Raw genomic sequence first — 13,600 nt, 5'->3', positions numbered from 1 at the left:
CAGGAAGTCGGCCCGACCGACTTCCTGTGCGCAACGCCACCCGGTGCGGTCGAGGCGCGGCCCTCCGCCCCACGGCAGCGGGCAAGGCCCACCCCTGGCCCTCTGCTGGCGCTCTGCTGGCCCTCTGCCGACGGACGGGCCCCGGGCGGGGCGCGCGAGGAGAGCGGCGGAACCGGCCGGAGGCGGGTGCCCGGTGAACCGTTGCAGCAAGTGGCAAATGCGGCCGGGGGCGGAGTGGGGAGCGGGCACAATGGCGTAGTGATGGTCGGCCCCCGGTCGTGGGGTGCCGGGGGCGTGTGGATTGGAGGCCCGGGTGAGCGATCTTCCGCGCAAGGCAGTGACCCGCACGGCACGGCTCGCCGCCCTGCCGCTGGGGATAGCCGGCCGGGCAACGCTCGGACTGGGCAGGCGGATCGGCGGGCGCTCCGCCGAGGTGGTGACCGCCGAGCTGCAACAGGCCACCGCGGACCAGCTGTTCAAGGTCCTGGGCGAGCTCAAGGGCGGGGCGATGAAGTTCGGGCAGGTGCTGTCCGTCTTCGAGGCCGCGCTGCCGGAGGAGGTCGCCGGGCCGTACCGGGCCGCGCTCACCAAGCTCCAGGACGCCGCTCCCCCGATGCCCGCCGCCAAGGTGCACACCGCGCTGGAGCAGCGGCTCGGTGAGGGCTGGCGCGAGCTGTTCCGCAGCTTCGACGACCGCCCGGCGGCCGCCGCGTCGATCGGGCAGGTGCACCGGGCGGTCTGGCACGACGGGCGCGAGGTCGCGGTCAAGGTCCAGTACCCGGGCGCGGGGGACGCGCTGCTGGCCGACCTCTCCCAGCTGAGCCGGGTGGCCTGGCTGCTCGGCCCGCTCATCCCCGGGCTCGACATCAAGCCGCTGATCACCGAGCTGCGTGAGCGGGTCGCCGAGGAACTGGACTACGAGCTGGAGGCCGGTGCCCAGCGCCGGCACGCCGAGGAGTTCGCGGGCGATCCGGACATCGTGGTGCCCGGGGTGGTGGCGCAGGCCGACCAGGTACTGGTCACCGAGTGGATGGACGGCGTCCCGCTGGCCGAGGTGATCGCGAACGGCACCCAGGAGGAGCGCGACCGGGCCGGGCATCTGCTGGCCCGGTTCCTGTTCGCGGGCCCGTCCCGGACGGGTCTGCTCCATGCCGACCCGCACCCTGGCAACTTCCGGCTGCTCAAGGACGACGGCCCGGCGGAAGGCTGGCGGCTCGGGGTCCTGGACTTCGGCACCGTGGACCGGCTGCCGGGCGGGCTGCCCGCCCCGATCGGCGCCTCGCTGCGGATGGCGCTGGCCGGGGACGCGGCGGGCGTGCTGGACATGCTGCGCGAGGAGGGCTTCGTCAAGCCCTCGATCGAGCTGGACCCGGACGCGGTGCTCGACTACCTGCTGCCGATCATCGAGCCGGCCGCGGTGGACACCTTCCACTTCACCCGCAGCTGGATGCGGTCCCAGGCCGCGCGGATCGCCGATCCGCGTTCGCCCGCCTACAACCTGGGCAAGCAGCTCAACCTGCCGCCGGCGTACCTGCTGATCCACCGGGTCACGCTGAGCACCATCGGGGTGCTCTGCCAGCTCGGCGCGAAGGCGCCGTTCCGTACGGAGATGCTGGCGTGGCTGCCCCAGTTCGCGGACGAGGCCGCGGGCGGGGGCGCCGACCAGGCCGAGGCGCCGGAGCCGGAGCCCGCGAAGAAGCGCGGCGGCGGCACCCGCAAGCGCTGACCCCCGGCACAACGGCCGCAGGCCGCTCCCCATGGTGGGGAGCGGCCTGCGGCACGACGGGGGTGGGGCGAATCCGGCCCCGCGCCTACATCAGCGCGACGGCGAGGGCCTTGCGGGCGCGCAGCGAGGCGCGTTCGGCCTTCTGCTTGAGCCGGCCGGCCCGGGCGATCCGGGTGACGAGCCGTTCGTGCTCGGCTTCCTGCAAGCGCTCTTGCATATGGGCACGGGCCAGGGATTCGTGGAGAAGTTGCATCTCGAGGGTCCTGTTCTGGATCTGAAGTTCGGTGGTCTGCTCTGCGCGGACGGTCGGATCGATGGCGGCGGCGGTCATGTCGTGGTCCTGCTCGTGGTGCGACGTGGGGAAGTGGACGGTGCGGGCTGCGTCGGCTTTGGCGGCGGCGAGACGCACGGAGCGGCGCAGGGCGCTGTCCAGCGGGGGCTGCTCTCCCCGACGGACGGCCGCGGCTCCGAGCGCGGGGTTCACGCTGCGACCTCGGTCTTGCGCGGGCGGCCACGCGGCCGCTTGCGGGCCACGACGACACCCTGGACGAAGAGCTCGCCGCCCCAGACGCCCCACGGCTCACGCCGCTCCAGCGCGCCGGTCAGACAGACGTCCTTGACCGGGCAGGTGCCACAGAGGGACTTCGCGTACTCGACGTCGGCCGGCGTCTCCGCGAAGAAGACCTCCGGGTCGAAGGCGCGGCACGGGATGGGGAGACCGAGCGCCTCGGCCTGCTCGATCGAGGTGAGCTGCATAAGAGAAACCTCCGGGGGGTCGGCCTGGTCGGCCTTGGTGTTCTGGCTTGTCGGCGGTACGGACGGGATGGGCGGTGTGATGACCGTGGACACTGTGGGCGTCTTCCTCGTCTTTTCAGTGGGTCCGGCTCAGCTGACTGGTGGGGCTGGGCCGGAGGCCCCGGGGGGCCTGGGTGGTCTTGCGTACCGGACAAAACAGAAGGGCCGCGGATCCCGGTGTGACGGGTTCCGCGGCCCTGGAGGTGCCGACCTGAGGCTTCCTCAGGTTCGTTCTCTCCAGGGTTCAGGCCCGCGGAAGGCCCGCATCCGGACGGCCATGGCGCCGGTAAAGGCGGCCTTGGCCTGGTTAATCTGCTGCTCGTTCTGCTTCTGGGCGTTTCCGGCACCGATGACCTGCGCATAGCCGCCATGCATGGCAAGGGCTACTGCCGCCTTCGGTGCCTGGGTCGGTCGCTCATCACGCAGGGAGCGCGACGTGCCGGCCGACGCCCAGTCACGGGACAGACCGGTCTCGACGGAGGTGCCTTCGATGCCGCCCGTGACACCCGTGATGCAGAGATCAGTGTGTCCAGGACCACTGACAACGGGGACGACGGAGACACCGGTGGTGTCGAGACCCAGACCGGTTCCACCCAGCTCGGCGAGAGCCCGCAGGCGGGCGGCACGCAGGGAGGAGGTAGCGACGACGGTCTGGCCAGTCAGTTTGGTGATCGTGATGGTTTCCACTGTCTTCGCCTCCTCTCGGCGCCTCGCGAGGCCTGGTCTCCCGGGCCTCGAACTGTTCGGATGTCTGTCTCGGTGGTGCGGGTGGAGCTGGTGAAACTGTAGATGTGGCTCTGGTGCGCAAGGGAACAAGGCGCAGGTGTCACCCCGCACGATCGCGTCCCCTTGACCGCTCCGGCAGGCTATTGCGCTCCCGGTACGACGCGCAAACTATTTTTCCGGCGAGTTTCCCGGCGGGTTCCGAAGCACCCCGGGCGACCGCTTCCGGGCCGGCTCGGACCAGCCCGGTCCGGCTCAGGCCGGTTCGGCCGGATCGCCGTCCTCGACGTCGACCGGATCGTCCTCGGGCTCCTCCCCCGCGCACAACGAGAGCACGGCGGCCCCGTACTTGTCCAGCTTCATCGCACCGACCCCCGAGATCACGGCCAGCTCCTGCCGGTTCGCGGGGACGTCCTCGGCGATCGCCATCAGCGTCGCGTCGGTGAAGACGACGTAGGCCGGCGCGCCCTGCTTCTTCGCCTGCCCGGCCCGCCACTCGCGCAGCCGCTCGTACAGCCCCTCGTCCATCGTGGAGGGACAGCTCTCGCACCGGCGCAGCTTGCGTTCGACCGCCTCGGTGAGCACCCGCTCGCAGACCCGGCACTTGACCGGCCCGCGCACCCGGCGCCCGGCGGAGCGCTCGCCGGGCTCGACGCCGCCCCGCCCGCTCCGGCCTCCGGCGCGTGCGCCCGGTGCGCCGGAGTTCGGCCGCAGGCCGTCCAGGAAGCGCGTCGGCTTGCGGCTGGCCCGGCCGCCCGGGGAGCGGGAGAGCGCCCAGGAGAGCGAGATGTGCTTGCGGGCGCGGGTGACGCCGACGTAGAGCAGCCGACGCTCCTCCTCGATCTGCTCGTCGGTCTTGGCGTAGATGATCGGCAGCGTGCCCTCGGTGAGGCCGACCAGGAAGACCGCGTCCCATTCCAGGCCCTTGGCGGCGTGCAGCGAGGCCAGGGTGACGCCCTCCACCGCGGGTGCGTGCTGGGCGGCGGCGCGGGCGTCGAGTTCGGCGACGTACGCGGCGAGGTCGGCGCTCTGTCCGTCGGCGGTCCGGGTGCGCTCGAACTCCTCGGCGAGCCGGACCAGCGCGGCCAGCGACTCCCAGCGCTCGCGCACCGCGCCGGAGCCGGCCGGCGGCTCGGGGGTGAAGCCCCGGGTGGCGAGGACGGCACGGACCTGGGCGGCCAGCCCGGGGGCGCCGTCGGTGAGCGGGTCGGAGCCGGCCCGGGCGGCGCCGCGCAGCAGCACTCCGGCGTCGCGGACCTCGGGCCGCTCGAAGAACCGCTCGGCGCCCTTGAGCTGGTAGGAGACGCCGAGGTCGGCGAGCGCCTGCTCGTAGACCTCGGACTGGCCGTTGGTGCGGAACAGCACGGCGACCTCGCTGGCCCGCACGCCCGAGGCCAGCAGCTCCTTGATCCGGCGGGCGGTGGTCTCGGCCTCGGTCGGCTCGTCCTCGTACTCGGTGTAGACGGGTTCGGGGCCGGCCTCGCGCTGCGAGACGAGCTCCAGCCGGTGCCGGGCGGCCTGGCCGCGGGCCTGTGCGAGCAGGCCGTTGGCGAGGTGGACGACCTGCGGGGTGGAGCGGTAGTCGCGGACCAGCTTGACCACCGTCGCCTCGGGGTGGCGGGTGCGGAAGTTCAGCAGGTAGTCGGGGGTCGCGCCGGTGAAGGAGTAGATGGTCTGGCTGGCGTCGCCGACGACGCAGAGGCTGGCGCCGCCGCCGGGGCCGGTCCACTGGTCGAGCAGCCGCTGCTGGAGCGGGGAGACGTCCTGGTACTCGTCGACGGTGAAGTGCCGGTACTGGGTGCGGACCTGGTCGGCGATGTCCGGGCGGTCCTCCAGGATGGCGGCGGTCAGCAGCAGGACGTCCTCGAAGTCGATGACGCCGCGGCGGCTCTTGGTCTCCTCGTAGACCCGGTAGACCTGGGCGGTCTCGGCCGGGTCGCGGGGGGCGTCGCGGCCCGACTTCTGCACCGCGGCCGGATAGTCGTCGGGGCCGATCTGGGTGACCTTGGCCCATTCGATCTCGGCGGTGAGGTCGCGCAGTTCGGTGCGCTGGACCCGCAGCCCGCAGCGTCCCGCGGACTCGGCGACCAGCTGGACCTTGCGTTCCAGCAGCTGGGGCACCGGCCCGCCGACGGCGCGCGGCCAGAAGTACTGGAGCTGGCGCAGCGCGGCGGCGTGGAAGGTGCGGGCCTGGACGCCCTCGGCGCCGAGCTGGCGCAGCCGGCCGCGCATCTCGCCGGCGGCGCGGGCGGTGAAGGTGACCGCGAGGACCTGCTGGGGCTGGTAGACCCCGCTGCGCACGCCGTAGGCGATCCGGTGGGTGATGGCGCGCGTCTTGCCCGTGCCGGCGCCGGCCAGGACGCAGACGGGCCCCTGCAGGGCGGTGGCGACGGCCCGTTGCTCGGGGTCGAGCCCGGCGAGCACCGCGTCGGGGCCGGAGGGGGCCCGGTAGTCGTCGAACGGGCTGCCGCTCAAGAGGTCTTCCTGCATGCCTTCCATCCTCTCAGCCCGGTGGGACAACTCGGGCGGGCTTGTCCACAGGCGCGGTGTGATCGCAGGATGATCACCACGCCTCCCGGCGTGCGGAATGGCGGCTGCGCCCCCAAGGGTGAGAGGTCGCCCCTCACTCCGGGCGTCCGCGGAATGACCGTCGCGCGGCGGACGTTCTCGCCTGAGACCGTACGCCCCCTCCCGAAGGAGCCCCCTCGATGTCCGGCAGCGTCACGATGTACAGCACGACCTGGTGCGGGTACTGCAACCGACTCAAGAGCCAGCTGGACCGTGAAGGCATCGGCTACACCGAGATCAACATCGAGGAGGACCCGGCGTCGGCGTCCTTCGTCGAGTCCGTCAACAACGGCAACCAGACCGTCCCGACCGTGCTGGTGCAGCCGGTCGGCGGCGGCGAGCGGGTCGTGATGACCAACCCGAGCCTGATCCAGGTCAAGAAGGCCCTCGCGGCCTGAGTCCACGGCGTCCCCGGGCCGGTGCGCTACGGCGCGTCGGCCCGGGCCGCGTCCGCCCTGGCCTGGTCCGCCCTGGCCGGGTCCACCGGGGTGGCGGGCGCGGGCAGCGAGGCGCGGGCGGCGAGGTCGCCCACGCCGTAGACGAGCCGGCTGCGGTCGGCCGAGTAGCGGGTCTCGATGACCCGGACGGGCCCGCGCCGGTCGTAGGTGACCCGGGTCTGGACCATCAGCGGCACCCCGGGGCCGCCCTGGAACCACTGCGCCTCCTCCGGCCCCGGCATCCGGGCGACCAGGTGGTCGACGGCGCCGATCTCGGTGCGGCCGAGCACGGCGAGCACCGCCTCGTCCCCGCCGTCGATCTGGTCGGGCTCCATCAGCGGGGTGCCCGCGGCGAGGCCGGCCCGGTAGTGGCTCTCCTCGATCGAGTACGGCTCGCGGTCCAGCATCCGCAGCTGGCGGCGGACCACGATGGCCTCGCCGGGCCGCAGTCCGAGCCGCTCGGCGATGTCGACCCGGGCCCGGACGATCATCATCTCGAAGTCGACGGTGAGCTCCCGGCCGGCCTCGACGGCCTCGCCGAGGTAGACGGCGGTGGGCACGGCCAGACAGTCCCGTGGCGCGGGCGGCAGGGTGGGGCCGAAGGCGCGGTGGTCCAGGACGGGATGCTCCCGGAGATAGGTGCCCTTGCCCTGGAGGCGGACCAGCCGGCCCTCGTTGACCAGCACGTCGACGGCCAGCCGGACGGTGTTGCGGGCGACTCCGTACTGTCGCTCCAGTTCGCTCTCGACCGGCAGGGCCGCGTCGGCGGTGAACTCGCCCTCGGCGATCCGGCGGCGCAGATCGGCGGCGAGACGCTGGTATTTGGGGGATTGGGCGGTGCCCCGTGGAATTGTCACCCGAGTGAATGTAGCGAGGGAGGTGACCCCGTCCGGCCGATTCCGGCAATGTCCTCCGTATCGGTGACGGCGCACCCGGGGCGCACGCCCTCCCCCGGGGGCCTAGGTCCCTCCGGATACGAACATCCGCACGGCAGGTCGGCCGGGCCTCGGCCGCAGCAACCGGCCCCGACGGCCAGGACCGCGATGACCCGAGCAGCACGGGGCTCGAAACGGAAAATTGGGGCGCACGAATTTATCCGCACGCCCCATTTCGCCGCATTACCAGCGCGCCGCCGACGGCAGCGGTTCGCCGTACCAGAGTTCGACCAGGTGACGTGCGATCGAAATCCCGGACGGCGGCAGGATCTCGCCCGCCGCCATCCCGGCCCGCAGCTCCTCCCGGGAGAACCAGCGCGCCTCGGCCAGCTCCTCGCCGTCCACCGTGATCGCCGTCCCGTCCGGGGCCGCCTTGCCCATGAAGCCCAGCATCAGGCTGGACGGGAACGGCCAGGGCTGGCTGGCGACGTAGCCAACCTCGGCGACCCGCACACCGGCCTCCTCGAAGACCTCGCGGATCACGGCCTGCTCGATCGACTCCCCCGGCTCCACGAAGCCGGCCAGGGTCGACCAGCGGCCCTCCGGCCAGATGGCCTGGCGGCCGAGCAGGCAGCGGTCCTGCTCGTCGGTGATCATCATGATCACCGCCGGGTCGGTGCGCGGGTAGTGCTCGGCCGCGCAGGAGGTGCAGCGGCGGATGTGCCCGGCACCGGCCTTCTCGGTCGGGTGCCCGCAGCGCGAACAGAAGCTGTGCAGCCGGTGCCAGTGCTCCAGCGCGACGGCGTGCACCAGCAGCCCGGCGTCCCGGTCGGAGAGCAGCCCGCCGACCTCGCGCAGCCCGGCCGGCCGGGCGTCGCCGTCCAGCCGCCCGGGCAGGCTCTCGCCGGCCAGTGCGAAGTACGAGACGCCGTCCTCGTCGGTGCCCAGGAAGTAGCGGTCACCGGTCTGCGGCGCCTCGAAGGAGGGCAGCAGGACCAGTTCGGTGCCGTTCCCGGTGTCCACCACGAACGCCTCGCCCCCGGCGATCGGCAGGACCTTGGTGTTCGGGTGGCTCCACGCGGCCGCCAGCCAGGGTTCGTCGAACCGGTGCTGGGCCGCCCGGTCCACCCCGACCCGGGCCAGCGCCAGGTGCCGCGGGCGTTCGGTCTCAGGCACGGTGCTCACTTCGTTCCATCCCCACGTGATGAATCATCCGGATGAGTGATCTCGCTGTCAGGGCGGGCCCTGTGGCCCTCACACGCCCTCGCCGCCCGGCCGCCAGTTCTCGGCCAGGTCGCCCCAGAGATAGGCGGCCGTCTCCACGCCCTTGGCCAGCAGGTCCAGCTCGACCTTCTCGTTGACCGAGTGCCAGCCGTCCGACGGCACCGAGATGCCGAGGAAGAGCACCGGCGCGCCGAGCACGTCCTGGAGGTCGGCGGCCGGGCCGGAGCCGCCCTCGCGGGTGAAGAGGATCTTCTGCTGGAACGCCCGCCCCATCGCCCGGACGGTGGACTGCAGCGCCGGGTGGTCCAGCGGGGTCAGGCAGGGCCGGGTCGCGCCCGGGAACACCAGCTCGTACCGGATGCCCTCGGGCACCCGCGCGGCCACCCAGTCCCGGACGGCCGCCCGGACCTGCTCCACCTCCTGCCCGGCGACCAGCCGGAAGGAGAGCTTGAGGTGCGCCGAGGACGGCACGATGGTCTTGCCGCCGGGGCCGGTGTAGCCGCCCCAGATGCCGTTGACCTCGGCGGTCGGCCGGGCCCAGACCCGCTCCAGGGTGGAGTAGCCGGCCTCGCCCCGGGTGCCGTACGACTTGGCGACCTTCAGCCACTGCGCCTCGTCGAAGGGCAGCTCGGCGAAGAGCTCCCGCTCGCGCTCGGTCAGCTCGACCACGCCGTCGTAGAAGCCGGGCACGGAGACCCGGCGGTCGGCGTCGTGCAGCGCGGCGGCCAGCTCGGCCGCGACCGCGGCCGGGTTGGGCACGGCGCCGCCGAAGGAGCCGGAGTGGATGTCGGTGTCCGGGCCGTACAGGTCGATCTGGGCGTCGGCCAGACCGCGCATGCCGGTGCAGACGGTCGGCGTGGTCTCCGACCACATGCCGGTGTCCGAGATGATCACCACATCGGAGGCCAGTCGCGCGGCCTCCCGGCGGACCAGGTCGGCGAAGTGCGGCGAACCGGACTCCTCCTCACCCTCGATCAGCAGCTTGAGGTTGACGGCCGGGGCGGTGCGCCCGGTGGCGGCCAGGTGGGCCCGGACCCCCAGCGTGTGGAAGAAGACCTGGCCCTTGTCGTCGGCCGCGCCGCGGGCGAACAGCTGCTTCCCGACCACGGTCGGCTCGAACGGCTCGGTCGCCCAGCCGTCCTCCCTGGCCGCCGGCTGCACGTCGTGGTGCCCGTAGACCAGCACGGTCGGCGCGGACGCGTCCCCGGACGGCCACTCGGCGAAGACCGCCGGCAGGCCGTCCGTCTCCCAGATCTCGGCCACCGGGAACCCGGTGTCGCGCAGCTTCGCGGCCAGCCACTCGGCGGAGCGGCGCACCTCGCCGGCCCGGCCGGGGTCGGCGGAGACCGAGGGGATGCTCAGCCACTCGGAGAGGTCGGCCAGGAAGGCGCTCTGGTGCCGGTCGATGAAGGAGCGGACGACGCTGTCCGGGGTTTTCGTCATACGGACGACTTTAGTTCGCCCGCGCGGGTGTCCGCCCCGGCCGTCCGGCGCACGAGACCTGTAACGTCCGTCACCCCCGGCCGCACGGAGACGGCCGGGGGTGACGAGGGGTGGTGGCGGCGGACCGCGCGTCAGCCGGAGCGGCGCAGCAGCGAGATCCGCGAGCGGGTGAGCAGCGTGGCCAGTACCACCGCGAGCAGCGGCAGGACGACCACGGTGACCCCCACGTTGAGCCACGGGAAGACCACCAGCGACCGGTTCGCCACCTGCTCGGGGCTCATCCCCGGGAAGACCGCCGCGGCGGCCTCGACCTTGAGCAGCGCCACGGCCGGCACCACGCCGGCGACGACGCCGAGCAGGGTGCCCATGGTCGCGATCACTCCGCACTGGAAGCCGGAGAGGGTGCGGCGGATCCTGGGCTCGGCGCCGACCGCCGCGAGGGTGGTGAGGTCGCGCTGGGAGTCGGCGGCGGCGAGACCGGTGGCGATGCCGGCCGCGCCGAGCGCGACCAGGGCGGCGAAGGCGGTCAGGCCGAGGGTGACCAGGTCGCGCTGGGAGTGGTAGCCGCGCTCGACCTGGAGGTAGGTGTGGTCGGCGAGCTTGCTCAGCGCGCCCATGGCCTTCTGTTCGGCGCCGTCGGTCGGGGCGGTCTCGGGCAGCCAGACCGAGCCGGCGTCGGTGGTGGTCAGGCCGAGCCGGTGGGCGGTGTCCGGGGTGATCAGGGTCTGGCCGGCGGTCGGGATGACCGCGGTGGCCAGGTAGGCGTCGACGGCGACCTCGTGGACGACCTCCTCGACCGGCTTGCCGGGCTTGGCCGCCGACCGGTCCTGGGGCTCGGTCAGCTCGACCAGGACCGTGCCGTCCTTGACGTACTTGGGGTCGAAGACCACGGCCTTGCCGGCCGCCAGCGCCTGGCCGACGGCCGGGTCGGTGATGCCGAAGAGGTTGTGCAGCACGGTGGCGTCACCGGACACCAGGGCGCCGAAGGTGTTGGACCGGCTGGTGTGGCCGCTCTTGCAACGCTCGTCCTCCTTGCGGAGCCGGTTCGCCTCCTCGTCGCTGATGTCGACGAAGCCGTTCGCGTCCAGCGGGCAGCGCCGTTCCTTGGGCATGTTGACGGTGACGAAGCCGCAGCTGCCCTCGGTCACCGAGCAGTCGCCCTTGTAGCCGACCTTCTGGACGTCGGCGCGGGTGCCGAGGCCGGGGATGCTGCTCTCGACGGCGTTGCGCATCTGGGGCAGCAGTTTGCCGTCCGCGGCGGAGCCCCAGCCGCTGTCCAGGGTGACCGCTCCGGCGGGCGCTCCGGCGGTGTACTCCCGGCGTTGCTGCTCGTCGGTGCTGAAGGTGTAGATGCCCATGGCGACCGACCCGGCGACGGCGGCCATCACGGCGGCGACGGCGGGTGCGGTGCGCCCGCGGTGGCGGACGGAGTCGCGCAGGGCGAGGCGGGGGCCGAGCGGCAGCCAGCGGCCGATCCGGCCGAAGAGTCCGACCAGGTAGGGGGTGAGGGCGACCATGCCGAGTTCGGCGACCGCCGAGCCGCCCAGGACGGCCAGGCTGGTGTTGCCGAAGCCGCCGGTGGAGCCGAGCAGGGCGAGGGCGGCGCCGCCGCCGAGCATCAGCAGACCGAGCAGGGCCAGCTTGCGGCTCGGCGGCTTGAGCGAGTCACGGCCGGTGAGCGCGGCGACCACGTCCTGCCGGGAGGCCTGGACGGCGGGGACGACGGCCGCGAGCAGGCCGGTGACCAGGCCGATGGCGAGGACGCCGAGCAGGTCGAGCGGCTGCACGTCGAAGTGGCCGAACCGCTGCCCGGCGTACTCCTCTGCGTGGGTGCGCACCAGGGCGACGGTGCCGAGGCCGAGGCCGAGGCCGAGTGCGGCGCCGGTGGAGCCGAGGACGATGCCGCCGCCGAGCACGACGGCCCGGATGTTGGCGCGGTCACCGCCGCCGGCGGCGAGCAGGCCGAGCTGCCGCCGGGAGCGCCTGGCGCCGACGGCGAAGGCGGGGCCCGCGAGGAGCACGATCTCCAGCAGGGCCATGCCCATCACGGTGGCCAGGATGACGACCCGGGTGCGGTCGAAGTAGCTGGTCCCGCCGGATTTCCGCTGGTCCTCCTTGACGTAGTAGGGCACGTCGGAGCGGGCCGGCGGGTCGAGCATGACGTTGCGCGCGGCGAGGGTGAAGCCGTACCGGTTGAGCTCGCTCACCTTGGGCCAGTCGAACGTGGCCCCGGCGGGGAGTTTGACCAGCCACCGGTCGGTCCGGTCGTCGGACGGGGTGCGGCGCGAGCCCTGGCCGGCGGCGTACGCGTTCAGGGGGTCGATCAGGGAGCCGGGCCGGGCGACCAGTTCGGTGGCCCGCAGCTCGCCGGGGTACTCGACGACGGCGGTGATGGTGTAGGGGGTGGCTTCGAGGCCGCGCGGGGCGGTGCGGTCGCCGAGCTTGAGCCCGGAGCGGTCGAGGAAGGCCTGGGTGACGGCGATCTCGTGGCCCGCGCCGGGGGCACGGCCCTTGACGAGGTCGATCCGGCCCTTCCAGACCGGGTCGTTGAGGTCGGCCTCGGTGGTCTGCACGCTGAGCAGGCCCTGGGCGGTGCTGGTGGAGGTGAACGGGCCCCGGCGCTCCGGGATGAGCGTGCTGCCGGGCGGGAGCAGTTGCCGGGCGAGTTCGGCGGGCTCGGTGTCGAGGCTGCGGCGCTGCTCGGGGGTGTACTTGGGCCGGCCGTTCTCCTGCTCGGCCGCTTCGGGGCTCTCCATGTCGTAGCCGGTGTCCGGGTCCGGGGCCTGCATGATGATGGCGCCGCGCTCCACGAGCTGGAGTTGGGCGTTGGCCTGGCCCATGGCGCGGACGACCCGCTCGGCGGGGTCGAGGTCGGCGCTGCGGAAGACCACGTCGGCGCCGGTGACGCCGAGGACGGGCAGGGCGACCATGGCGACGACGAGGGCGCTGCGGCCCTTGGCGCGCAGGGCGTCGCGGCGGGCGATGCGCAGGGCGACCCGCCAGGCGGTGAGCTTCACTGCTGCACCGGGCCCTTCCCGCTGTTGGCGGCGGCGGTGACGAGCAGGCTGGCGGCGTCCTGGCTGATGCTCTCGTCGACCATGCGGCCGTCGCGCAGGAAGACCACGCGGTCGGCCCAGGCGGCGTGCCGGGCTTCGTGGGTGACCATCATGGCGGCGGCGCCGGCGTCGCAGCGGGCCCGCAGGACGGCGAGGACGGATTCGCCGGTGGTGGAGTCGAGCGCGCCGGTGGGTTCGTCGGCGAGGACGAGGCGGCGTTCGCCGATCAGGGCGCGGGCGATGGCGACGCGCTGCTGCTGGCCGCCGGACATGTCGTCGGGGAAGCGGTCGGCGAGTTCCGGGATGCCGAGCTCCTCCAGGGCGGCGAGGGCCTCGCGGCGGGCCGCGCGGGTGGAGAGGCCGTCGAGTTCGCGGGGCAGTGAGATGTTCTCGGCGGCGGTCAGGGCCGGTATCAGGTTGTAGTCCTGGAAGACGTAGCCGATGGAGCGGCGGCGGACCTCGGCCAGCCGCTTGCGGCTGAGGCCGCCGAGGCCGACGCCCTCGACCAGGACCTGGCCGGTGGTCGGGGTGTCCAGGCCGCCCGCGAGGGTGAGCAGGGTGGACTTGCCGGAGCCGGACGGGCCCATGACGGCGACGAACTCGCCGGGGTGGACCTTGAGGTCGACCCCGCGCAACGCGTGTACTTCGGACGCGCCCTGTCCGTGGACCCGGGTGACGTTCTCCAGGTGCAGAACGGCTTGGGTGCCGCTGCGGGTCGGATCGGTGTGGGTCACGCTTCCCCCTGCTGTTCTG

11 protein-coding genes are annotated in these 13,600 nt (G+C 73.2%); 2 read left to right on the top strand and 9 right to left on the bottom strand.

Annotation, left to right across the window (positions count from 1 at the left end):
* Positions 1-313 precede the first annotated feature (313 nt).
* Positions 314-1,726 carry an ABC1 kinase family protein gene (locus ACIP82_RS21175; protein ID WP_400655154.1) on the top strand — a complete coding sequence of 471 codons (1,413 nt, stop codon included), beginning with the start codon at positions 314-316 and terminating at the stop codon, positions 1,724-1,726.
* An 85-nt stretch (positions 1,727-1,811) separates the two neighbouring features.
* Here the strand turns inward: ACIP82_RS21175 and ACIP82_RS21170 are convergent, their stop codons facing one another.
* The 4 genes from ACIP82_RS21170 to ACIP82_RS21155 all read right to left on the bottom strand — a co-directional run bounded on the left by ACIP82_RS21170 (position 1,812) and on the right by ACIP82_RS21155 (position 5,743).
* Entirely contained in the window at positions 1,812-2,057 is a 246-nt protein-coding gene (locus tag ACIP82_RS21170; RefSeq protein WP_400655260.1) for a hypothetical protein, read from the bottom strand.
* Between the two features lie 149 nt (positions 2,058-2,206).
* Entirely contained in the window at positions 2,207-2,575 is a 369-nt protein-coding gene (locus ACIP82_RS21165) for a WhiB family transcriptional regulator (protein WP_400655151.1), read from the bottom strand.
* A 168-nt stretch (positions 2,576-2,743) separates the two neighbouring features.
* Positions 2,744-3,208 carry a hypothetical protein gene (locus tag ACIP82_RS21160; RefSeq protein ID WP_363610925.1) on the bottom strand — a complete coding sequence of 155 codons (465 nt, stop codon included), beginning with the start codon at positions 3,206-3,208 and terminating at the stop codon, positions 2,744-2,746.
* Positions 3,209-3,499: 291 nt separating this feature from the next.
* Entirely contained in the window at positions 3,500-5,743 is a 2,244-nt protein-coding gene (locus ACIP82_RS21155; protein WP_400655149.1) for an ATP-dependent DNA helicase UvrD2, read from the bottom strand.
* 209 nt (positions 5,744-5,952) lie between these two features.
* Between ACIP82_RS21155 and ACIP82_RS21150 the strand changes: the two genes are divergently transcribed.
* A complete protein-coding gene (locus ACIP82_RS21150) occupies positions 5,953-6,210 on the top strand; it encodes a mycoredoxin (RefSeq protein WP_363610921.1) in 258 nt (85 codons plus the stop codon).
* 26 nt (positions 6,211-6,236) lie between these two features.
* On the opposite strand, the gene ACIP82_RS21145 is transcribed toward ACIP82_RS21150, so the two are convergent.
* The 5 genes from ACIP82_RS21145 to ACIP82_RS21125 form a co-directional block, all read right to left on the bottom strand.
* A complete protein-coding gene (locus tag ACIP82_RS21145; RefSeq protein ID WP_363610919.1) occupies positions 6,237-7,106 on the bottom strand; it encodes a GntR family transcriptional regulator in 870 nt (289 codons plus the stop codon).
* Between the two features lie 261 nt (positions 7,107-7,367).
* Positions 7,368-8,309 (bottom strand): NAD(+) diphosphatase, encoded by a 942-nt coding sequence (gene nudC / locus ACIP82_RS21140; protein ID WP_400655145.1) that lies wholly within the window; start codon positions 8,307-8,309, stop codon positions 7,368-7,370.
* A gap of 69 nt (positions 8,310-8,378) precedes the next feature.
* Positions 8,379-9,791: a dipeptidase gene (locus ACIP82_RS21135; RefSeq protein ID WP_400655143.1), complete on the bottom strand. Its 1,413-nt coding sequence runs from the start codon at positions 9,789-9,791 to the stop codon at positions 8,379-8,381.
* A 131-nt stretch (positions 9,792-9,922) separates the two neighbouring features.
* On the bottom strand, positions 9,923-12,808 hold the full coding sequence (locus ACIP82_RS21130; protein WP_400655141.1) for an FtsX-like permease family protein: 2,886 nt from the start codon (positions 12,806-12,808) through the stop codon (positions 9,923-9,925).
* Positions 12,805-13,581 carry an ABC transporter ATP-binding protein gene (locus tag ACIP82_RS21125; protein WP_363610911.1) on the bottom strand — a complete coding sequence of 259 codons (777 nt, stop codon included), beginning with the start codon at positions 13,579-13,581 and terminating at the stop codon, positions 12,805-12,807. Before ACIP82_RS21125 ends, ACIP82_RS21130 begins: the two co-directional genes overlap by 4 nt.
* Between the last annotated feature and the right edge of the window lie 19 nt (positions 13,582-13,600).

The sequence above is a fragment of the Kitasatospora sp. NPDC088548 genome (assembly GCF_044753005.1).
GTDB lineage: Bacteria > Actinomycetota > Actinomycetes > Streptomycetales > Streptomycetaceae > Kitasatospora.
The sequence above is the reverse complement of the archived record's forward strand: the minus strand, read 5'-3'. Positions and strand labels throughout refer to the sequence as shown.

Excerpts from the sequence above, each read along its gene's own strand:
- ACIP82_RS21150 (WP_363610921.1), top strand. The coding sequence starts at position 5,953 with ATGTCCGGCAGCGTCACGATGTACAGCACGACCTGGTGCGGGTACTGC.
- ACIP82_RS21155 (WP_400655149.1), bottom strand. The coding sequence starts at position 5,743 with ATGGAAGGCATGCAGGAAGACCTCTTGAGCGGCAGCCCGTTCGACGAC.
- ACIP82_RS21170 (WP_400655260.1), bottom strand. The coding sequence starts at position 2,057 with ATGACCGCCGCCGCCATCGATCCGACCGTCCGCGCAGAGCAGACCACC.
- ACIP82_RS21135 (WP_400655143.1), bottom strand. The coding sequence starts at position 9,791 with ATGACGAAAACCCCGGACAGCGTCGTCCGCTCCTTCATCGACCGGCAC.